This is a genomic window from Treponema ruminis, from assembly GCF_014201975.1.
In the GTDB taxonomy this organism is placed as follows: Bacteria; Spirochaetota; Spirochaetia; order Treponematales; family Treponemataceae; genus Treponema_D; species Treponema_D ruminis.
The window spans coordinates 171,222-192,023 of sequence record NZ_JACHFQ010000006.1; the positions used below are offsets into that span (position 1 = coordinate 171,222).

A 20,802-nucleotide genomic window follows, 5' to 3' on the forward strand; every position below is an offset into this window, starting at 1 on the left:
TTTTTGAAAAGATGACTTATTCTACAAGGGCTACGGCTTCGATTTCAACAAGCGCACCTTTTGGCAGGGCTGCAACCTCAAAACAGCTGCGGGCAGGCTTTGAAACGAAGTATTTTTCGTAAACCGCATTGAAAGCAGCAAAATCAGAAATGTGGGCGAGGAAGCAAGTGGTCTTTACGACTTTAGAAAAGTCACTACCAGCAGCTTTAAGGATTTCGCCGAGGTTTTTAATTGCCTGTTCAGCCTGAGCCTCGATGCCAGATCCTTCGATTGCCCCGCTTTCAGGATTGAGCGGAATTTGTCCGGAAGTATAAAGAAAACCGTTTGCAAGAATGCCCTGAGAATATGGTCCGATTGCAGCCGGTGCTGATTTTGTTTCGATAGTTTTCATATGAGCTCCTTTTTTACCTATATATAGAGTAGGAATATGATAGCAAGCCGGAGAGCTATAGTCAATGAAAAGATTTTTGCATCTGTGAAGCAATCTCTGCAATTCCTAAGGCTGCCAAATTTACAAATAATTAACATAAATAAACTTCTTTTTTCTTTTCTTCAAGGTTATAGTTAAGCATATGTTAAATGTAATCGGTCAGTTATTTGGGTTTGTCGGGTCTCTCTGTCTGCTGCTTTTTGGAATGGAAATGCTTTCAAACGGAATCCAGAAAGGAGCGGGGAACAGCCTTCAGTCTTTGCTGCACAAGATTTCAGGAAACAGGTTTACGGCGGTTTTAACGGGAATTGCTGTTACGGCAATCATTCAGTCTTCCGGAGCGACAACCGTAATGACCGTCTGCTTTGTAAATGCCGAAATCATCACGCTGACACAGGCAATCGGAATTATTTTCGGTGCCAATATTGGAACTACTGTTACTGCCTGGATTGTTTCGCTGTTTGGATTTTCATTCAGTATTGAAGCGGCTGCCATTCCGCTTTTCGGCTTTGGTTTTATCCTCAAATACTTTAAGAAGTTCAAGATTCATAATTTTTCTGACTGCTTCATGGGTTTTGCCCTGCTTTTTATGGGACTGGGGCTTCTAAAATCTTCCATTAATTTACAGCCTGAATCCGTTGCGTTTTTGCAGAATTTTAAGAATCTCGGGGCGATGGGAATTTTCATCGGCGTAATAATCGGCATTGCCTTTACTGCCTTGATTCATTCTTCATCTGCTACGACCGCAATTGTTTTAACCATGTCGGCAAACGGCAGCCTTCCGTGGGAGACAGGAGCCGCCATGGTTTTGGGAAGCAATATCGGTTCTACGGTTGATGCGGTTATGTCCGCATTTGGAGCAAGCGTAAATGCAAAGCGGACCGCAGCCGTGCATGTTGGATTTAATGTTTTCGGAACACTTCTTGCGCTGCTCTTTTTCCATCCTTTTCTGGAACTTATAGATTATATCGTTCCGAAAGCTCCTGTCGAAAACATCACGAATCACATTGCAATGCTTCATACAGTTTTCAATATATCTGCTACCTTGATTTTCCTGCCTTTTGTAAACCAGATTGCTAAGCTTGCAAAGAAGCTTGTGCCGGAAAGTCAGAAGGAACTTGATGCACATTACAAAATGACTGTTATCCTGCCACTCAATCATGTCAGTGCGGATTTGTATACAATTCAGATTCAAAAAGAAATATCGAAGATGTCTGCCCGCGTAATGGAAATGCTTGATTGTCTTGGCGAGAGTCTTGGTCAGAAAAACGATAATCTTACGGAACTTGTTGAAAAAATAAACGCGCAGGAAGAATATATCGATGAAATGAATCATGAAATCACAAGATTTCTGCAAAAATGCTCGCGGCTCCCGACTGCCAATCATAACGACCGCAATAACTTTGCCCGTATGATTTCTATCGTTCAGAATCTTGAAGACTTAAGTGATGAATGCTGTTCCATGATGCACACTGTCTGCAAGGTTAAAAATGAAGAAACACCTTCATTCTATGACAATCAGGGCAGGGAACTGGCAGCCTATTTTGAACAGGTTCATATTTTTTATGAGCAGGCCTGCACATACATTGTTTTTGGACTTTCTGAAATTGACAAAGTTTTGCTTTCTGATGTTGAAGATCAGATTGATAAAACTAAAAAAGAACTCAAAAAGATTAGCCGGAAGAGGATTGAAAACGGCAGCAACGTTAAGGCAGAGCTTAACTACATGGATCTTGTCCGAAAAATTGAAAAAGCCGGCGACTGTGTGTTTGGTGTAATCCGGGCAATCCAGCCGAGTTTGATTGACCCAGTTTTAACTGACGGCTCTGAAAGCAACCTGATTAGCGCGCAGAATTTAATAATCAATACAAAAACCAGAAAAGTCTTTGTCTCTGGAAATGAAGTTCAGCTGGCGGCAAAAGAATATGATTTGCTCCTGCTCCTTATGGAAAAGAAAGGGGAAATTGTTCCCAGGGAAAAACTGCTTGAATCCGTATGGAATTATGAAAAGGAAATCGAGACAAGAACGCTGGATGTTCACATCAGGCTTTTGCGGCAGAAATTGAATAATCAAAAGCTGATTGAAACCGTGCGCGGAATAGGATACAGAATCAACGGGTGAGGTTGAATGCTTGTTGAATAATTATTCGCTGTATTGGATATAGTTCTTCCATAATGCTACGATTAGTAGCAGAAAAGATTTATGTCAGTCGTGGTGGTGATGCTCTCCGTGATGGTCACACTTAGCTGCAAAGTTAGGCTTAAGTTCACCCTTTGCAAAAAGAGCTGCGGCTTCATCGGCAGAGCCAGTGATTCCAGGAAGTTCTTTTAAGCCGGCAGCTGCAATAGCATCAATTGCACCCTGTCCGCGGTTTCCAAGAATCAAAGTTTCTACTCCAAGACTCTTAAGATATGGAGGAAGAGCGTGATGTCCGTTTCCGCCGTTATCAATTACTTCTGATGAAAGAATCTTTCCATTTTCAATCTGATAAATCTTAAAATACTGAGTTTTTCCAAAATGCTGGAAAACATTTCCTGTTTCTTTTTCGTAAGTTACTGCAATTTTCATATGATACCTCGCTAATCTTATTTAATTAAATATACAAAAAAATCTGCTAATATGCAAAGTTTTGAGCGGAAATATCTGATATAATAAGAAACACATGGAAACCCGAATCAGTGGGGGCCGACAAACTGGCCTCCAGAGGAACTGATTCACAATGATATAAAAGAGGGCAATTCGTATGTCTGCCTTAATGATTTTGAAAAAGTTATCGGAGTTTTTTATTTCATCCAGGGAAAGAATATTGAACCAACTTACAGAAATATTTCCGAAGGTGCATGGACTGGCAGTGATACTTATGGCGTTGTCCATCGGGTTGCAGGTGATGGTTCAGAAAAAGGTATAGGCGCCTTCTGCATTAACTGGGCATTTGAAAAATGCGGCAATCTTCGCATAGACACCCATGGCGACAATATAGTCATGCAGAATCTTTTGAAGAAGCTTAGATTCAATCACTGCGGAACAATTTATGTTGAAGAGGATAATTATCCCCGCCTTGCATTTGAGAAGATTTAACTGTTACTGATTTTCGATTCGCTTCTCAAATCTGAACATGCCTTCTGGGAACTGTCCGTCCTGCTCGTCTAAAGTTGCACTGCTGTCCGGGTCGTTTGGGTCCGGGTGATGGCTGTTAAAAAACTCCACGATGTGAAAGCCGCAGCGGTTTACGTAGAAGTGGATGTTGCGTTTTTCAAAATACGGAGTGACGGTTTCCCAGAGAGTTACTTCCGGGTGAAGCTTTTCAACTTCGCACCAGGCAGCGTAGCCGATGCCTTTACTGTGGGCTTTTGGAGAAACAAAGAGTAGGTCTAAATCACCCTTTGTTCCTTCTGCTCTGAGAACAAGGCCGCCTGCATTTTTACCGTCAACAACTATGCGGTAGGCTTCGCCCTCTGCAATTGAGTTTTCTATTGTTTCTCTGGAGATAATCTGCTCGTCTTCTTCAAAATGATTATCGCGCATTCCGAATTCTTCTAGCGCGCCGTAGTTAAAGGCTTCCTGATTATCTTTTATAAACTGCTCTTTGTCAGAGGCTTCAAGAGGGCGAAGTTCTACCATGTTCTAGTCCTGTTCTTTGTCTAATAATCCTTTTACCGTATCTCCGTGACGTTTTTCGTCATTCTTTACGCTTTCAACTTCCGGGAACTTTTCGGCTACTGGAGCATAAGTTTTTACGGCATCATATTCGCCTTGTGCGATTGCAGAATATAAAATCCATCTTGGAAAAATCTTATAAAGAATTGGAAGGAGGAGTTCTTTTGTGTGCTTTGGAGTAAGTTCTGTTTGAGTCAATTTATGAAAAACTGAGGCGTGGTGGCCTTCTTCCTTTGCAAGTTGACGGAAGGTGTCTTTATCCTTTTGGTCCTTTGCAACTTTGGCCAGAGCGTTGTACATGAGTACGGCATCCAGTTCTCCCTGCTGGGCTTTGAGCAGGACATTCATATCTTTTTTGCTGATTTCCATAAAAGTTCCTATGTGAGCATTTTAGCACTAATCTGAGATTTATTCAGTGCTTTGAGTAGGCTTTTCTTCTATAATTGAATTGAGGTTTCAGAATGAAAGACGGCAAGATTCCAAATCCAATGACAATTCATCCTATAGCTGGTTATGACAAAGAGATTTATGTAAAACCCACTCTTAAGAATCCAAACATTATCGTTGGTGATTTTACTTATATTGCAGATTCCGATTTTGAAAGTCATGTGATTCATCTTTATGAATGGAACGGTGACAAGCTGATTATCGGGAAGTTTTGTCAGATTGCAGCGGGTGTGGAATTCGTTATGAATGGAGCGAATCATCAGATGAATGCAGTTTCAACTTTTCCTTTCTACACGCTGGAGGGCTGGGACATGGATGCCCCGTTGAAAAAAGATTTGCCGCTCAAGGGAGATACTGTCATCGGTAACGATGTTTGGATTGGGCAGAATGCCGTAATCATGCCGGGCGTTCATATTGGCGACGGTGTCATAATCGGAGCGAATGCCGTAGTGGCAAGTAACATTGCGCCATACACAATCAATGTCGGAAATCCTTGCCGCACAATAAAAAAACGTTTTGATGACAAAATGATAGAACTTCTTGAAAAGTTCTGCTGGTGGGATAAGTCAATTGAGGAAATCAATAAGCTGATTCCAATTCTGACAAGTAGTGATTTGGAAATGGTGAGACGAGAGCTGAAGAAAAGGAAGTAGGATATTAAAATGGCCAGATACATTGCTTTACTTCGCGGAATAAATATCAGTGGGAAAAATAAAATCTCCATGCCTGAACTGAAAACAGCCCTTAGCGAAAAAGGTTTTGCAGATGTAAAAACATATCTGAACAGCGGGAATGTGATTTTTTCTGATGATGAGACAGATGCTGTAAAACTTGCAGAAAGAATTCATGCAATCATCTTTGAGACTTTCAACCTTGAGATTCCCGTTTTTGTGATTTCCCAGGATGAATTGAAATGTCTTCTTTCAAAAGCACCGTCCTGGTGGGGAGGTGACAGCAAAGATATTTATGACAATCTGATTTTTGCCATTGCTCCACACAGTATTGAAACTGTAGCCGAAAAAATCGGGGAGCCGACCGAGAAAATAGAAAAAGTCCAAATTTGCGGAAATGCGGCCTTCTGGTCATTTGACCGCAAACTCTATGCAAAAGCCAACTGGTGGAAAAAGACTGCGGCTTCTGGAATCGGGGAAATGATTACAATCCGTACTGCAAATACATTGCGAAAGATTGCGGAGTTGTAAAATCTGACTGTTTTTTTTCTTCCCAGCCCTTACAGACATCACACCAGCCGGTGGCGCCTGATACTTCTTCCAGTTCAGAGGGAGTTAGTTTTACCGAAGTAAATGAGTTTCCCCCTGCTGGGTGAACGTATTCAAATCTTTTCATTGAAACATCGAGCCATACGGGGATTTCTTTTGGAACATTGAAAGGGCAGACTCCGCCGGGAGCAAAGCCGATAATTGCTTCAACCTGGTCGCGCTGAATCATGCTGGGCTTTACGTGAAACTGTGCCTTGAACTTTGAGTAGTTTACCCGTCCGTCTCCTGCCATTACCACGATAACAGGTTTTTCATCCACAATAAATGAGAGCGTCTTTGCAATCTCTGCCTCCGAACAGCCAATCTGCTGTGCTGCGTGTTCTACGGTGTCGATTGTTTCTTTGTGTTCGGTGAGTCTGTCTGCATATCCCTTAGCTTTGAGGAAGTCTAAAACTTTTTCATTTATCATATATCTAAATATTCCTTGTTTACCTATTAATCAGATAGGGATATAATACAAATAAGAGTACAGGCAGTCAATGAAAAGTATTTTGATAAAAGACACAACAAAGGAAGAACGAGAAAAAATCGTTGCCGATGCTCTTGGCTGCGGAAGCGATTGCTCCATGTGCTGTGCCTGTGGCGGCATGGAAATTGACTATCAGCAGTACATAGACGGTAAGAAAGAAATTGCCCAGCTGAATGCAGAATACCGGGCAAATACGATGATAGGGCACTAGATTATAGCTTTCCCATCAAATCCTTAATTGTAGTTTTTTTCAGTTCCTCTTCCAAAGCCTTTTGGGCATTATCTAATGGCTGGTCTAGAACTGCATGGATTTTGCTGCCAACGGGACATTTGGGATTTGGATTTGCGTGATAATTAAAAACGGACCGTTCGCCCTCCTTTTCTTCGCTTACGGCTTTGTAAACATCCAAAAGGGTAATTTCTTCGGCTTTCTTTGAAAGGGTAGAGCCTCCGACCCCGGCTTTTGTTTCTACCATTCCAGCTGCCTGGAGTTTTCCTAAAATCTTTCTGATAATTACAGGGTTCATTCCGGTACTTCCCGCAATGAAGTCGGAAGTGACTTTGTAGTCTTTTTCAAAATAAGAGATGCAGAGAATAGTGTGAATGGCAACGGTAAGGTTTGTGTTTAGTTTCATAATCCTGTCCTTGTTTCAGTATATCAGATTTGTTGTAAAAAATAAATAACATCACTTGACATTTATAAATTACAACGCTATATTATTCATAGTTGTAAAAGATAAATTACAACTAGATAAAAATCTTTTAATCAGCCTGATCACCTGCTTTTAAGATAAATACTTAACGAGGTAATTTTATGGAAAAGACACAGTTCACATCGGTTCAGCTTTCAAAGGGGTTAATGGAAATCTATGATTTTGGTTCAATCAAGCTTCACGCATTCAAGACTAATGACTTGATTTCGGACGAATGTTTTCTTGTTGAAAAAGACGGCCGTTGCTTTATGATTGAATCCCCATGCTTTTTTGACAACATCAAGGAGCTGGAAAAATACATTTCCGACACAGGCTTGAAATATGAAGGTGCTGTAATCGCCTATCACGGAGCGGGTGCTTCTTTTATGAAGGGAAGCAAGGTCTATTCGACAAAAAATGCCGATGACTACAATCACAATGGTGGCGGGGCAGGGCTTGTTTCAAACTTCGCGGGAGCATTTGGGGAAGCTTTCGATAAATCAATTTATACGACTACGGATTTTATTGAAGGTGACAGCCTGACCCTTTGCGGTGTAGAAATGAAAATCACCCGCACTCAGGAAGCCTTCGACATCTTCATTCCTGAAATCAATGTGGTTTATACTCACATGCTGGGACACGATGTTCATTCAATCGTCGCAGGAAAAGCTCATGCCGACGCACTCATTTCCGTACTGGAATCTTATATTCAGAAAAAAATCGGCCTCGTTTTGACAAGTCATTATGTTGTGGAAAATCTGGATGATGTTAAAATGAAGATAGAATACCTTAAAGGGCTTAAAAACATCGCAATCAAAAATGTTGATGCTGCTGGCTTTAAGGCGGCAGTGCAGTCAGCATATCCAAAATATTCAGGTCTGAACTATCTTGATATGTCGGCTGGAATGTTTTTCCCTGGAAAATAATTTAAAAGGAGCCACGAATGACAGTTACAGAAATTGCAGAATATCTTGATAAAGTAGGCTTACAGTATCTGGCAACAATCGGCTTGGATGGGAAGCCAAAGGTGAGGCCTGTTCAGTACATGGTAGTCCATGATGAAAAGCTGTGGTTCTGCACAAACAGCCAGAAGGATATGTTCAAGGAGCTTTCTGTGAATCCTTATATTGACCTTTGTGGCTCCCGTCTTATGGAGAATGAAATTGATACAGCCTGGATTCGCATGAGTGCAAGGGTTGTCTTCGAAGAAAATCTTACAGTTAAGAAAATGATTATGGAAAAATCTTCCATAGTTCGCCAGCTGTACAAAAATGATGCAAATCATTCCTTGTTCAAGGTTTTCTATCTTTCTGAGATTTCCGGCAGTCTGAACAATCTTGGTCATGTTAAGGGACTTGAAGAGAATAAAGCTTTTTCTAAGCCTGTTGTTTTTAATCTATAGAGGTGGAGAATGGAAAACATCAAATCACTCTTACAAAATGCAGACTCAGTTCTCATCGGTGCAGGAGCCGGGCTTTCGACTTCTGCAGGCTTTACCTACAGCGGGTCTCGCTTCCAAAAATATTTTGCTGATTTTGAAAAGAAGTACGGCTTTCATGATATGTATTCCGGTGGCTTTTATCCTTACAAAACTCTGGAAGAAAACTGGGCTTACTGGAGCCGGCAGATTTATTTGAATCGTTTTGTAAAAGCCCCTTTGCCTGTCTATGAAAAACTTTTTGAACTTGTGAAGAATAAAAATTATTTTGTTCTTACGACTAATGTTGACCACTGCTTTCAGAAAGCGGGTTTTGATAAGTCACGACTGTTTTATACTCAGGGGGATTACGGTCTCTGGCAGTGCTCGGAGCCTTGTCACAAGAAAACTTACGATAATCAGCTTTTTGTTGAAAAAATGGTCAGGGAACAGGGCTTTGTAATTCATGATGATGGTGGTCTGGAACTTCCGGAAAATGGATTTGGAGGAATCAAAATGACTGTTCCTTCTGAACTGGTTCCCCGCTGTAAGGCTTGCGGAAAGCCTATGAGCATGAACCTAAGGGCGGATGATACTTTTGTGGAAGATGAAGGCTGGAATAAGGCAGCTGGCCGTTATGAAGATTTTCTGAATAAGAATAAAGATGACCGTATTGTTTTTCTGGAGCTTGGTGTTGGTGGTAATACTCCGGGAATCATCAAGTATCCTTTCTGGAAAATGACTTATGCAAATCCAAAAGCTGTTTATGTCTGCATAAACAAGGGTGAGGCAGAGGTTCCCGGCGAGATTGAAAATCAGAGTATTTGTGTGAATAATGATATTTATGAGACCTTGGCAGATTTGCGTTAGGGATTGGAGCACCTGCGAAGCAGTACCGCCTGCGGTATGGAGCGCGGTTAGCGCGGAAGTGCGGAAAGCCCGGCGGCGCGAGTTTTCTTTTACTCACCCTTTGGTGAGCAAAAGAAAACTCGTGAAGTGAGCGCAGCGAACGACGAACGCCCAAATGAAGAGGAAAAGGAAATGACACAAAAAGAACGCAGATTATATTTGATAACAGAACTCCTCAAAGAAGATAAGGGTAGTGCAGGCTTTAAGCTGGGTCTTGTGCCCGGAAATGAAGGCGGTTTTGTGATTCCTGATGATGAAAAGAGCCAGCGAGATATACTGAGGGCTTTGATGAATATTCGTGGTCCATATTCCATTAGCGAAGACTTTTTGAGAATACAGGATGAGTACCTGCAGCAGGTTAATAAAGAGCGGGGGATTACGGATATTGCGGATTTAAGTTCGACCGAACGAAACCCAAAACTTTACCTCTGGCAGGGCGATATCACTACGCTAAAAGTTGATGCAATTGTTAATGCTGCAAACTCTGCTTTGCTTGGATGCTTTGCGCCGCTTCACATCTGCATCGATAACTGTATCCACACCTTTGCGGGCATTCAACTCAGGCTTGCCTGTAACGAGCTCATGCAGAAGCAGGGGCACGAAGAAGGAACCGGACTTTGCAAAATCACTCCGGCCTTTAATCTTCCAAGCCGCTATGTTTTGCACACTGTCGGCCCCATTATTTACACAAGTGTGGGTCCCCGCGAAAAGCTCCTTCTTGCAAACTGCTACAAAAACTGCCTTGAAACTGCGTCTCAAAATCAGCTTGAATCGGTTGCTTTCTGCTGTATTTCAACCGGAGTATTCAGATTTCCTGCTGATCTTGCTGCTCAGATTGCAGTTGAGACGGTTGAAATGTGGCTGGCAGAAAATCCAGATTCCAGCGTGAAGAAGGTTGTCTTCAATGTCTTTGGAAATAAGGATCTGGAGATTTATAAAGAGGTGTTGGTAAAATGAAGATGTTGTCAATTTCTCAGATTATGGAAAAAATGATTGCTTTCTCTGAGGGCAATATTCATGATATTGATCATTTTGTCCGGGTTTGGAATTATGCAAAAACAATCGCCGAACTGGAAGGTATTAATCCTGATACTCAATATATTCTAGAAGTGGCAGCAATTACTCACGACATTGCATGTCCTCTTTGCCGTGAAAAATATGGAAACACAAACGGAAAGCACCAGGAGGAGGAAGGTTTTCTGCTGGTAAAAGACTTTCTCTCGGATTCAGGAATGACACAGGCACAGATTAATCGAGTAGCTTTTCTGGTGGGGCACCATCATACTTTTTTAGGAATAGACGGTTTAGATTGGCAGATTCTTATAGAAGCGGATTACATTGCTAATGCAACTGAAAACGGGTACAGCAAGGAAAATATTAAAAATTTTATTAAAAGAATTATGAAATCTGAAAGCGGGAAGAGATTGGTGCAGTCTGTTTTTTGCCTGAAATAGGCAGTCATTCTAAAATCTAATTACCATTTGGGTTTTAGAATTGTTGACTTTCGACTAATTTGGAGTTATACTCCAAATTAGTCGAACATATTTAGGGGGACCATATGTATATCAATCGTCATATATTGCCATATGTGAGCAGAATGAAGAATCAATTCCGAGTACTTCTAATTACCGGTTCTCGTCAGGTCGGAAAATCAACATTCATAAAAGAAAAACTTCTTCCAGAGTATGAATATGTGACCCTCGATGATTTTACAGAGCTTTCCTTAGCTCAAAATGACCCTGCTCTATTTTTTAAGAATCATCCTCTCCCTGTCATAATTGATGAAGTTCAACGAGCTCCTGATTTATTTCTTCAAATAAAACTTCTTGCCGACAATTCAAAAGAAAGAGGGCAAATTATTCTTACAGGCTCGCAAAGTTACAGGTTACTGAGCAAAGCTGCTGATACGCTGGCTGGGCGTGTCTGCATTATCAATATGGCCGCTCTTTCCCTTCGGGAAAAATTCAGTATAGATTTTAATACAGAATTCCTTCCTACTGTAGATTATATTGAAAGGCGAAAGAAATCATTAATAACATACGATAACTTGTGGAATCATATTTGGCGAGGTAGTATGCCTGAATTAGCTGATGATTCAATTGAATGGGAACCATTTTACAGGTCATATATCAGAACTTATCTTGACCGGGATGTAGCTGACATTATTACCGCAAAAAATCTTGTTAAATTCCATAATTTCATGCAATGCATAGCAGCTCGTGTTGGGGAATTATTTAATGCAGAAAGCCTTGCGCGAGATGTAGGTGTTACAAGTAAAACTATCGCTGAATGGACAAGCATATTGGAATCTTCCGGTGTAATAAGACTTTTACAGCCTTATGAAAAGAATGTTTCAAATAGAGCCGTAAAAACTCCAAAAATATACTTCATGGATACAGGCTTGGTTTGCTTCCTTGTTGGATGGACTTCAGCACAAGTCGCAATGAATGGAGCTATGGCAGGTGGACTTTTTGAAAACTTCGTTGTCAGCGAGATAATCAAATCATATTACAATGCCGGACATGAAACTGAAAAAATATATTTTTACCGCGACAAAGACAAAAGAGAAATAGATTTAATCATTGAAAAAGATAATATTCTTTACCCTATTGAGATAAAGAAATCGGCTCGACCAGGAATCGAAATGGCAAAGCATTTTTCAGTTCTATCGAAAATTGCCGGCCTTTCCGTAGGACAGGGATGTATTATATGTCAGTGTGATAAATCTTTATATTTAAGAGATGATGTAGTTGCCCTGCCAATTGAATACATCTAAAAGTTACTGATTTTCTTGTTAAAGATTAAAGCTAGAACTAAAAAAGCCAGCAAAAATCTTACAGTAAAAATGCTCATGGGAGAAAGATTTGTTAGTAACTGCTTGGAAAATAAAAAGGATGTTCCTCTCGCAATAAAAACTGCCTTGAAACTGCGTCACAAAATCAGCTTGAATCGGTCGCTTTCTGCTGTATTTCAACCGGAGTATTCAGATTCCCTGCTGACCTTGCTGCTCAGATTGCAGTGGAGACAGTAGAAAAGTGGCTGACAGAAAATCCAGATTCCAGCGTGAAGAAGGTTGTCTTCAATGTATTTGGAAATAAGGATCTGGAGATTTATCAGGGGCTTTTATTTTAGGGCGGAACGTCGTTTACAATTCATGATAATAAGGACAGATGTTTTCAAAATGTCCGTCCTTCATTCTAAATCCCTTTGGAATTGTGCCCAGCTGGACAAAGCCCAGTCGCTCATACAAATGGCGGGCGTGAACATTGCTTTCTACAACAGCATTGAACTGAAGAACTCCATAGCCGCATTTTTTTGCCTGAAGCAGGCAGTCTTTTACAAGCTGTTCACCAATATGTTTTCCGCGGGCATAGGAAGCGACGGCATAGCTTGCATTACAGATGTGACCGCAGCGTCCAACATTGTTTGGATGAAGGATGTAAAGTCCATAGATTTTGCCTTCTTCTTCTGCAACACAAGATAAGGTTTGTCCTGCAAAAAAAGCCTTGCCGCTTTCTGGAGTCAGCAGCTCTTCCTGCGGAAACGCAATTCCATCTTCTACAACTTCATTCCAGATTTGAATCATTGCTGTAAGATCTTTTTCTTCGTATTTTCTGACTGTCATATAACCCCTTTTATTTAAATATAACAAAAAAAAACACAGTTGAACGCTATAAAGATAATGAGCTGGCTTGAACACGAGCGGGAATTTACAGAGCAATGTAACGCGAAACTTATCAATCTGAATTGCGGACACTATGTGCATTATTGCGAAAGCAATTTTTAGCTTTACCACTGCCAACTTCTCCTTAGAGAAAGATTGCCCATTTTCATGCCAACTTATTGGCGGACCTACTGATGTGGCTGAATATTATAGGGATATAAAAATCCCGGCACATTCCTACCCGGTGGCAGATAAGTGGAGTATATACGAAAAATGGATTTTTGTCAGTTGGTGTACACTTGCTTAAGCTTTTGCATACAGGCTTAAACCTATTAGCAGAAAGTCCTCTCTGTTTTAAACCTCTAATGCCGGAGCTTACAACAGCAATGTATGTTGTATGGCGAAAAGGTCGGCAGTTTACCAAGGCTGCAGATGTATTTTTGGAAGAGATGAAGCGGGTTGTTGAAGGGTAAGGTTGAATTATTTCTTCTGATGTAAACTCTCTGCTTGACACTACTACGTATACGTAGTATAAGAGAAGACAGGAGATTCAAATGCATAAATTATTCAGATTCAATTTTACAAAACAAACTGTAATAGCTTTATTTGCAGGTTTTATGATGATTGCCCTTAGTCTTTTGATGCTTCCGTTTGGAAGTAATTCAACTTTTGATACAATCATTTCATTTATATTGCGTGATGTCTTAATGATTTTCGGGTTAGGAGTTGTGTTCGTTTCTTTATACATCGAAAAAAACAATGATGTCAGACAGGCAATAGGATTTACAAATCGAAAAATAAAACTCAGTATCATTCTGAATCTTGTTTTTGCCGCATGTCTTGCCGGCATCTTTCTTAAAGAGCAGATTCCTCAAAATATATTAACTCTTTCAAATTTATATGCTGCCGTTTATATCCTGGTTGCAGGTATTTTTGAAATGACCTTTATTTACGGCTTTCTTCGGATGAGTTTTGAAAAAGCATTCGGTATTATTCCTGCAATTCTTTTGACCTCGGTATTTTATTCATTTCACCATGCTGGTTTTCAGCCGGAATTTTTGCATCTCTTTTTTGTTGGTGTAATGTATTGTTCTGTTTATTACATTACTCAGAATCTTTTAATTGTCTTTCCTTTCTTCTGGGGAGTTGGTGCTTTATGGGATGTAATTGTTTCTTCAGAAGCTGGTGAAGGAATTAAAAATATCCAGTCATTCATATTTGCTTTAATAGTGTTGACCTTCTCAATCTTATGGATTGTTTTTAGAAAAATAAGAAGGAGCCGTTGATGTTGTCGAAAACTTCAATTGTCATTTTAGGTCTTTTATGTAAAGGCAAAAAAAATGCATATGATATGCTAAAGATGATAGACAGTATGAATATGAAATACTGGCTTCCGATTGGTGCAACAACCTTATATGAAACTTGCCTTCGTCTTCAAAAAAAAGCCTTCATCGAAGATTCCGGAGAATCTCAAGCAAAAGCTATTTATCGCATTACAGATAAAGGTAAACAGGAACTGAAGAATACGGTAATCGCACTGTTTAATCAGGTTGATTACGATACAGTCTGGTTCTGTCTTGCAGTAATGTATTCAGATATTTTGAATAAAGAAGAATTAAATACTGCAAAACAAAAGAGAGCAGCCCTGCTTGATGAATATGAAAAAGGAACAAAACAAAATCGTGATATTATGCTCCAGCATAAAGTTCCTTATTCAGCTATCTGTGCGATAGAACGCATGATTCGAATTGTTGAAATGGAAAAGGAAACTTTGAGCAAACTATGACAAACGAGACATACAAACAACTTTCAGAAATTTATAAAAATAAATCAGCATGGTTGGAACAGTTAGACTTTGTTGCACTCTGTCTTAAAAATGAAAACGAAAAAGTTCAGGCAAAAGCTATCTGGATTTTAGGTGAAACAGGTCTTATACATGGATCGGCCGTTGAGCCGTATATACCGACCATTGCTGCTTTTTTGGAATCAGAAAATGCACTTCTAAGAGAAAGAGCTATCAATGCAATTGGAAGAATTGGGAGAAATGATATTGAATTAATTAAGCCTCATTTTGAGAATCTCTTTCTTTATGCAGCAGACAGTTCGGAAAAAGTAAGAATTGCATTTATCTGGGCATGTGAAAATATTGCAACAAATTTTCCGGGAGCATTTGAATCTAAGATGAATATTTTTCGTTCACTTTTAGATGATGAATCAAACCGGGTAAGAATTGAAGCTCCCGAAATTTTAAGAGTTCTTGGAAAACGTAAGCCTGAATATGTAAAACCATATCTTTCAAAACTTCAGGAGCTTACAGAAAAAGACACAGAACGGGTTGTAAGGATTCACGCCGCCGGTGCAATAAAAGCGTGTAATCAATAATTCAATGCGGCAAAGTTAGGCTTGAGTTCGGTGGGGAAGGGATGGGCATAATCAGTTTTTAATAATCGCAAGTGCGCACGGCATCCTTCCGTCAACAACTGCGTAATCGATGTTGGAATAGCCCATGTCGGCAAAAAAGAGTTTGTATGACTCAAAATCGAACTGACGCTTGAAGCTTGCGCCCAGCAGTTCGATGAATTTTACCGCCAAAGTGCCGCTCCGTTTTGACTTGTTGATGTATGTCGGAATGATGATGGTTCCGCCCGGTTTTGTGACGCGCTGAAGTTCAGCAAGTGCCTTTTCCGGTTCTGGAAGAAGGTGAATTACATTTCCTGCCACGACCTTGTCAAAGCTGGCATCTGCAAAATCAAGATGTGTGATATCAGCTTTCTGGACAGTGACTGTATTGAAATGACGGCATTTTTTAGAGGCTTGTTTGAGCATTCCGTCAGAAAAGTCTGTGGCAATCAGCTTATTGCACTTCGGAGCGATATAAATGCTGATAGCGCCGGTTCCGCAGGCACATTCCAAAACTTCGTCACCGGATTCGATGTATTCAGCAACTTTGCGCCCAGTGCCGGTGTAGACCTTCCTGTTGTAAATATTTTCAAATAAATCATATAAGCCAGATATTTTATCCCAGAACATATAAACCTCGTTTTATTTTGACTTCGGCTTTTGTTACGCCGGTAATTTTTGCTTACAAACAGACCTTTGCCTGGCTGAAAAAATCAATTTTTAATATTTTATCACAAAACGAGAGTTGTTTCAGTGTTTTGAGCAGAAATGTCTGATATAATAAGGGAAATGGAATTGGAAATGAATTTTAATCCAAGAGAAAACGAAATCAATTTCGTAAATGATGCGCTGAGAAAGTTCAATGATGAAAAGGTCGGACCTGATAATCATGTTCTTTTGAATATTGTTGAATATGATGAGAACAAAAAAGTTATTGCCGGAATCTTAGGCGGTACATACTGGGGCTGGATGCATATCGATATTCTTTGGGTTGATGAAAAATATCGTAAGCATGGACTTGGTTCCAAACTGCTTGAAGCGGCAGAATCAGAAGCAAAAAAGCGGGGCTGCCATTCTGTTCATGTTGATACAATGTCCTGGCAGGCACCAGACTTTTACAAAAAGCACGGCTACAAAATCATTGGGGAGCTGAATGACATTCCTGATGGAAATAAAAAGTTTCTTCTGATCAAAGATTTGTAGAGTTTAGTTAGAATAATGACCTGATACATTGCACTGTAATTTGTTTTTACGCCTCGTTCACCAGCTTGCCTGTCATGTGCTCAATCTCCAGCTCAAGGCACTGAACTCGAGGCAGGGCGTTTGTCAGCTCTTTTTCAAGATATTCCTGGTCGTCCGTGAACTTTTGTACGAGTTTTGTGCAGATTCTGCGGGTGAGCTCCTGGTCGGTCACAAGGCGGATTTTTCCGAAGACGATTACGCTGTTGATGTTCAGTGCCCATTCGCCCTCTTTGCAAAAGCCTTTATCCATTACGCAGAAACTTGCCTTGTCGTAGTTCTTGATTGCGTCGATTTTGTGGCCTTCTTTTGCGCCGTGGAAGTAAATCTTATTGTCTTCCTCGCTGTAAAGGTGCGAAAGCGGCAGACCGTATGGATAGCCGTCATCTCCGAGCAGCGAAAGGACTCCGTGCTTTTCGTTTTTCAAAATCTCTTTGCATTCAGCATCCGTAATCTGCTGCTTGAACCTTCTCATTGGTCTGAACATCGTAAACTCCTGTGTGACTGATGGCGGTTAATTGTTAATTATATAACATGCAGGACTAAATAAGCTACAGTTCTTGCATGGGATCCCCCTCATCCTCGTTTCCCACCCACCAGCTCATAGCTTTTTTCCGTCAGCTCACACAGCTTCCCAAAATCGGTTGTGGCGGTGAGAAGGACTGTAATCCAGTGTTTTTTGTTCATGTGCCAGGCGGGGAAGATTGATTTTCGGTCAACCAGGGCAGGGATGGACTCCTGTTCGGCTTTCATGTTTACTACCCAAAGTTCCTCGTCGCCTGTGAGTCCCAGCTGGCGGTATTTGATTTTCATAACCAGGGCGAACCATTTTCCGTTCGGACAGCGGAAAACAAAAGAGTAGGGGGCGTCATCCGGCCAGGGATAGTCTGGGACAGCTCCAAATTTTGTGTTAATCCAGGCGATGAAATCATCTTTCAAATCATTGGTGGCAAAACAGCGCGTTTTAATGTCATCGATAATCTTCTGGACTTCTTCTCTGAGGGATGTGACAAAGGCTCCGTTAGAAGAAGTCCTGTCAAAAAGGGCATATTTTTCGCTGGTAGCAGAATCAAAGAGGTGAACCGTCAGGCTTTCGTCCGAAAGTGACAGCGAAATTTCAGCCTTGAAGCTGCCGTTTGAAATCGGAAGGCACATTTTATAATTGCCGCCGTCAATTTTTGTAAATCCTGCCTCTTTCAGAGAATCCCTTTTGATTTTTGCAGAACGAAAAATGTAGCTGAAGTCCATGATTTATTATATCACAATCCAGCTGGGAGGAAGTATTATATAGAACTAATAGACAAAAAAATCGATTAAATGGATAATAAAAGAAAAAAGTAAATATATGTCAATCTTTTCTGTTCTTCTTTGTATACAATATTTCAGCATTATTCTCATGATTTTTCTGTGTGCCTATATCATCAAAAAATGGTCAAAACCGGCCCACGGATGGTTTTTCTTCTATTGTATTACGACTCTTGTAAATAATGCCGGCTACCTTGCCTTGATGAACGCCCAGACTGAACGCGAGGCCTTTCTTATCTGGCAGTTCACTTATATCTGCCGCGCCTGGATTCCATTTACACTTTTGAAATTCGCTCTCTTTTTGTGCACTGGCAAGCGCTATCCCAAAGTCACGACCTTTTTGTCTCATGTTCACGTGATCATATATCTGATGGTTTTGACAATGCCCTTTAATCCCTTTTACTACAGATCGTATCAGTTTGTAGAAGACGGGCTTTTCCCTCATCTTGTACTTGAGCGGGGACCTGTGCATTTTGTTTACGATGTCATGTGTTTCTGCTATGCCGTCATTGTCTTAAAACTGATGATTAGCAGCGCGATTAAGGAAAAGGACTCCTGCAAGCGCCGTCAGTTTATCATCACTTCGATTGCGATTACTGCGATAGTTGCTTTCTGGATTATCAATGTTTTGCGCCTGGTTCCAGGTTATGATACGACTGCTTTTGGATTTACGGTCGGAGCGGCGGTCTTTTATATCGGAATTTTCTGTTTTGATATTCTTGATACAAAGAACATGACCGAAGCGGTTGTCTTTAATGAAGCAGCCGTCGAAAGTGAAAAAGATGCCCAGCCTGATCCTGAAAATCAGACTGTAAGGCCAAAAATCGAAGCTTTTGGTGATTGTGATACACGAATAAAACTTCCTCTTTCTGAAATATTGTATTTTGAAGCTGATGCGGAACAGGTTTTTGCCTACACGAAAGACGAAATTTACAATGTAAAGCTTCGTTTGTATCAGGTTGAGGAAATTGCTCACTCGGCTGGCATTATCAGGGTTTCAAAGTCCCATCTGATAAATTTGAGGAAGATTGAAGTCGTCCGCCCGGCCCTCAACAGCCGCCTCTATGTCAAAATGCTGAACGGAGAAGAAGTCCTTGTAAGCCGCAAGTATGCTCATTTGTTAAAAGAGGCGATTGCCTGAGACAAATCTTGTTTTATACTACTATTAGATTTCCAGCCGCTTTTTAAATTCAAGGCAGAGCATTGTGATATCATCAAACTGAGGAGCGTCGGCAACAAATCTGTCAATATCGGCTTTTACGGTAGAAATAATGTCTTTGCAGCTTTTTGCACCACAATTATCCCTGTTTAGAACGGCATTGAGTCTTTCATCTCCGTAAAGTTCGTTATTGGCGTTTGTAGCTTCATTAACACCGTCGGTATATTCGAGAATTTTATCTCCAGGCTCAAGGAAAATGCTTCCGGAAGCATATTTCGTGCCTTCAAAACCGGCAAGAACGAAATCAGGCTTTACCCGGTGGGCTGTGAATTTTCCGTCGTGCCAAATATATGGAGGCTCATGACCTGCATCTACGAATCTGAATTCACCCGTTACAATGTCCAGGACTCCTTCAAAGGCGGTTATGAAAAGTTCTGCGCCATTTGATTCGCAAAGAAGATTATTTACTTTCATGAAGACTTCGGCAGGATCCATGCCAGGAGTTGTATGATCTTTTATGAGCGTTTTTCCGATGACCATGAATAATGCGGCAGGAACACCCTTTCCGGAAACATCGGCAACAACAATTGCAATATGCCTGTCATCAACCATGAAAAAATCATAAAAATCACCGCCGACTTCTTTTGCAGGAGTCATTGAGGCAAAAATATCGACTTCCTCTTTGCTTGGGAAAGGAGGGAAAATAATCGGGAGCATGCTCGACTGAATATGGGTCGCAACATTAAGTTCGGCCCCGATGCGCTCTTTTTCTGCGGTTTCGTGCATTAAATTCTTCATGTAAGATTTTAAATCGGAAGCCATTGTCAGAAGGGCAGTAGAAAGAGCCTCAATTTCATCTTTTGTCTTAATATCAGGAGCAGTAAAAGTAAGGGATGCCGGGTCACTTTTGTCATGGCTGCTTTTAAGGAATTGCTCAGCAGATTTTTGCAGTTTTGAAAGAGGGATAACGACACGCTTTTCCAGCCAGAGAGTGAGAATCAAAATAAAAATCACAGAAAAAATCAAACTGGCCGTAAAAATCACGAGGGGAAAGATACGGAGAGTTCGTCCGATGTCACTCATATAGATGTCTACGCTGAGAACTCCGAGCGGCTTGCCTGACGAAGAGCGCACAACCCTTGAAGTCGTGAAAACATAGCCCCATTCAGTTTTGTTGGGATAGTACCAGAATTCATCTTTTTTGCTGTTGTTAAAGAAATTAAGATAGTCTGCGGCGACCTCAACAGGGTATTCGCTTCCGCTCATTTTTCCAAACTTGACAACATCTTCACCCCTTTCAACTTCAGCAGGAGTATAGCCCTCACAAATATAGCGCATGTTGTCAGTTTCGTTCGTATTAAGCGGTTCGAGCATATAAAGATATGAAATTTCAGAATTTGACTTAATATAGTTTAGCCGGGCCCTCAAAGCCTGTATTGCTTCATCTTCTTCCTGATTTTGAATGCTTACGGCAACTGCATCCCAGTCAAAATCAGAGATTACAAGGTTAAGGACAGTTTCCTCATAAGTCTTGTATTTTTTAATCATTCCGCCATAGAAAGTCTTATATCCAATAAGACCAAGACAAAAGGAAAGCGCGATAGTAAAAATAACAATCGCAAAAATAAGGCTTGTGCTGAGTTTTCGTTTCTCCATAAAAATATTCCCTATACAGTGATTTTAATTTCCCGCCCACGAAGAATTGACGGTCGTTGAACAAACAGATATTCTTA

Annotated in this window: 26 protein-coding genes and 1 pseudogene; 16 read left to right on the forward strand and 11 right to left on the reverse strand. The window is 40.7% G+C overall.

The genetic code is table 11. The features are described from left to right. Positions 1–16 precede the first annotated feature (16 nt). Positions 17–391, reverse strand: a complete 375-nt coding sequence (locus HNP76_RS10510; protein WP_184660260.1) for a RidA family protein — start codon at positions 389–391, stop codon at positions 17–19. A gap of 181 nt (positions 392–572) precedes the next feature. Between HNP76_RS10510 and HNP76_RS10515 the strand changes: the two genes are divergently transcribed. Then, positions 573–2,552 (forward strand): Na/Pi symporter, encoded by a 1,980-nt coding sequence (locus HNP76_RS10515; RefSeq protein ID WP_184660262.1) that lies wholly within the window; start codon positions 573–575, stop codon positions 2,550–2,552. An 84-nt stretch (positions 2,553–2,636) separates the two neighbouring features. On the opposite strand, the gene HNP76_RS10520 is transcribed toward HNP76_RS10515, so the two are convergent. The 3 genes from HNP76_RS10520 to HNP76_RS10535 form a co-directional block, all read right to left on the reverse strand. Further along, positions 2,637–2,999: a NifB/NifX family molybdenum-iron cluster-binding protein gene (locus HNP76_RS10520; RefSeq protein WP_184660264.1), complete on the reverse strand. Its 363-nt coding sequence runs from the start codon at positions 2,997–2,999 to the stop codon at positions 2,637–2,639. A gap of 513 nt (positions 3,000–3,512) precedes the next feature. After that, the gene (locus tag HNP76_RS10530) at positions 3,513–4,052 is read right to left on the reverse strand and encodes a GNAT family N-acetyltransferase (RefSeq protein ID WP_184660266.1); all 540 of its coding nucleotides are present in this window, start codon (positions 4,050–4,052) and stop codon (positions 3,513–3,515) included. Positions 4,053–4,055: 3 nt separating this feature from the next. Further along, positions 4,056–4,457: a ferritin family protein gene (locus HNP76_RS10535; RefSeq protein WP_184660267.1), complete on the reverse strand. Its 402-nt coding sequence runs from the start codon at positions 4,455–4,457 to the stop codon at positions 4,056–4,058. A 92-nt stretch (positions 4,458–4,549) separates the two neighbouring features. Here HNP76_RS10535 and HNP76_RS10540 point away from each other — a divergent pair, with 92 nt between their 5' ends. Together HNP76_RS10540 and HNP76_RS10545 are read left to right on the forward strand one after the other, a co-directional pair. Then, entirely contained in the window at positions 4,550–5,188 is a 639-nt protein-coding gene (locus tag HNP76_RS10540) for a CatB-related O-acetyltransferase (protein ID WP_184660269.1), read from the forward strand. A gap of 9 nt (positions 5,189–5,197) precedes the next feature. Further along, complete coding sequence (locus tag HNP76_RS10545; RefSeq protein ID WP_184660271.1) at positions 5,198–5,737, forward strand: DUF1697 domain-containing protein; 540 nt, start codon at positions 5,198–5,200, stop codon at positions 5,735–5,737. Here HNP76_RS10545 and HNP76_RS10550 read toward each other — a convergent pair. After that, positions 5,691–6,224 (reverse strand): YbaK/EbsC family protein, encoded by a 534-nt coding sequence (locus HNP76_RS10550; RefSeq protein ID WP_184660273.1) that lies wholly within the window; start codon positions 6,222–6,224, stop codon positions 5,691–5,693. The two genes, HNP76_RS10545 and HNP76_RS10550, sit on opposite strands and share 47 nt — an antisense overlap. A 70-nt stretch (positions 6,225–6,294) precedes the next feature. Between HNP76_RS10550 and HNP76_RS10555 the strand changes: the two genes are divergently transcribed. Continuing rightward, the gene (locus HNP76_RS10555; protein ID WP_027729057.1) at positions 6,295–6,495 is read left to right on the forward strand and encodes a hypothetical protein; all 201 of its coding nucleotides are present in this window, start codon (positions 6,295–6,297) and stop codon (positions 6,493–6,495) included. A 1-nt stretch (position 6,496) separates the two neighbouring features. On the opposite strand, the gene HNP76_RS10560 is transcribed toward HNP76_RS10555, so the two are convergent. Beyond that, a complete protein-coding gene (locus tag HNP76_RS10560) occupies positions 6,497–6,919 on the reverse strand; it encodes an Rrf2 family transcriptional regulator (RefSeq protein WP_184660275.1) in 423 nt (140 codons plus the stop codon). Between the two features lie 179 nt (positions 6,920–7,098). Between HNP76_RS10560 and HNP76_RS10565 the strand changes: the two genes are divergently transcribed. The 7 genes and pseudogenes from HNP76_RS10565 to HNP76_RS10595 form a co-directional block, all read left to right on the forward strand. Continuing rightward, a complete protein-coding gene (locus HNP76_RS10565; RefSeq protein ID WP_184660278.1) occupies positions 7,099–7,902 on the forward strand; it encodes a hypothetical protein in 804 nt (267 codons plus the stop codon). A gap of 17 nt (positions 7,903–7,919) precedes the next feature. Then, on the forward strand, positions 7,920–8,378 hold the full coding sequence (locus HNP76_RS10570; protein WP_184660280.1) for a pyridoxamine 5'-phosphate oxidase family protein: 459 nt from the start codon (positions 7,920–7,922) through the stop codon (positions 8,376–8,378). Between the two features lie 9 nt (positions 8,379–8,387). Then, entirely contained in the window at positions 8,388–9,263 is an 876-nt protein-coding gene (locus HNP76_RS10575) for an SIR2 family NAD-dependent protein deacylase (RefSeq protein WP_184660282.1), read from the forward strand. A gap of 171 nt (positions 9,264–9,434) precedes the next feature. Continuing rightward, entirely contained in the window at positions 9,435–10,259 is an 825-nt protein-coding gene (locus HNP76_RS10580) for a protein-ADP-ribose hydrolase (protein ID WP_184660284.1), read from the forward strand. Continuing rightward, positions 10,256–10,756, forward strand: a complete 501-nt coding sequence (locus HNP76_RS10585) for an HD domain-containing protein (RefSeq protein WP_206173273.1) — start codon at positions 10,256–10,258, stop codon at positions 10,754–10,756. The genes HNP76_RS10580 and HNP76_RS10585 overlap by 4 nt, the downstream gene beginning before the upstream one ends. Before the next feature lie 104 nt (positions 10,757–10,860). After that, entirely contained in the window at positions 10,861–12,078 is a 1,218-nt protein-coding gene (locus tag HNP76_RS10590; protein WP_184660286.1) for an ATP-binding protein, read from the forward strand. Positions 12,079–12,224: 146 nt separating this feature from the next. Further along, positions 12,225–12,434: pseudogene (locus tag HNP76_RS10595) on the forward strand (macro domain-containing protein); the annotation flags it as partial. A 13-nt stretch (positions 12,435–12,447) separates the two neighbouring features. On the opposite strand, the gene HNP76_RS10600 reads toward HNP76_RS10595, so the two are convergent. Further along, a complete protein-coding gene (locus tag HNP76_RS10600; RefSeq protein WP_184660288.1) occupies positions 12,448–12,927 on the reverse strand; it encodes a GNAT family N-acetyltransferase in 480 nt (159 codons plus the stop codon). A 593-nt stretch (positions 12,928–13,520) separates the two neighbouring features. On the opposite strand from HNP76_RS10600, the gene HNP76_RS10605 reads away from it, so the two are divergent. Genes HNP76_RS10605 through HNP76_RS10615 form a run of 3 tightly spaced genes read left to right on the forward strand, consistent with a single transcriptional unit; the run spans position 13,521 to position 15,348 of the window. After that, positions 13,521–14,252 carry a CPBP family glutamic-type intramembrane protease gene (locus tag HNP76_RS10605; RefSeq protein ID WP_184660290.1) on the forward strand — a complete coding sequence of 244 codons (732 nt, stop codon included), beginning with the start codon at positions 13,521–13,523 and terminating at the stop codon, positions 14,250–14,252. Beyond that, positions 14,252–14,752, forward strand: coding sequence for a PadR family transcriptional regulator (locus tag HNP76_RS10610; protein ID WP_184660292.1), 501 nt, complete (start codon positions 14,252–14,254; stop codon positions 14,750–14,752). The genes HNP76_RS10605 and HNP76_RS10610 overlap by 1 nt, the downstream gene beginning before the upstream one ends. Further along, positions 14,749–15,348, forward strand: coding sequence for a sister chromatid cohesion protein PDS5 (locus tag HNP76_RS10615; protein WP_184660294.1), 600 nt, complete (start codon positions 14,749–14,751; stop codon positions 15,346–15,348). The genes HNP76_RS10610 and HNP76_RS10615 overlap by 4 nt, the downstream gene beginning before the upstream one ends. A 51-nt stretch (positions 15,349–15,399) precedes the next feature. Here HNP76_RS10615 and HNP76_RS10620 read toward each other — a convergent pair whose 3' ends face one another. Then, positions 15,400–15,996: a class I SAM-dependent methyltransferase gene (locus HNP76_RS10620; RefSeq protein ID WP_184660296.1), complete on the reverse strand. Its 597-nt coding sequence runs from the start codon at positions 15,994–15,996 to the stop codon at positions 15,400–15,402. Between the two features lie 159 nt (positions 15,997–16,155). On the opposite strand from HNP76_RS10620, the gene HNP76_RS10625 reads away from it, so the two are divergent. Then, the gene (locus tag HNP76_RS10625) at positions 16,156–16,569 is read left to right on the forward strand and encodes a GNAT family N-acetyltransferase (RefSeq protein WP_184660298.1); all 414 of its coding nucleotides are present in this window, start codon (positions 16,156–16,158) and stop codon (positions 16,567–16,569) included. Positions 16,570–16,615: 46 nt separating this feature from the next. Here the strand turns inward: HNP76_RS10625 and HNP76_RS10630 are convergent, their stop codons facing one another. Beyond that, the gene (locus HNP76_RS10630; protein WP_184660300.1) at positions 16,616–17,092 is read right to left on the reverse strand and encodes a pyridoxamine 5'-phosphate oxidase family protein; all 477 of its coding nucleotides are present in this window, start codon (positions 17,090–17,092) and stop codon (positions 16,616–16,618) included. A gap of 89 nt (positions 17,093–17,181) precedes the next feature. Then, positions 17,182–17,853, reverse strand: coding sequence for an MmcQ/YjbR family DNA-binding protein (locus HNP76_RS10635; protein WP_184660303.1), 672 nt, complete (start codon positions 17,851–17,853; stop codon positions 17,182–17,184). A 97-nt stretch (positions 17,854–17,950) separates the two neighbouring features. Between HNP76_RS10635 and HNP76_RS10640 the strand changes: the two genes are divergently transcribed. Beyond that, on the forward strand, positions 17,951–19,051 hold the full coding sequence (locus tag HNP76_RS10640; RefSeq protein ID WP_260309224.1) for a histidine kinase N-terminal 7TM domain-containing protein: 1,101 nt from the start codon (positions 17,951–17,953) through the stop codon (positions 19,049–19,051). Between the two features lie 24 nt (positions 19,052–19,075). On the opposite strand, the gene HNP76_RS10645 is transcribed toward HNP76_RS10640, so the two are convergent. Continuing rightward, positions 19,076–20,725, reverse strand: a complete 1,650-nt coding sequence (locus HNP76_RS10645; protein ID WP_184660307.1) for a PP2C family protein-serine/threonine phosphatase — start codon at positions 20,723–20,725, stop codon at positions 19,076–19,078. Positions 20,726–20,802: the final 77 nt, after the last annotated feature.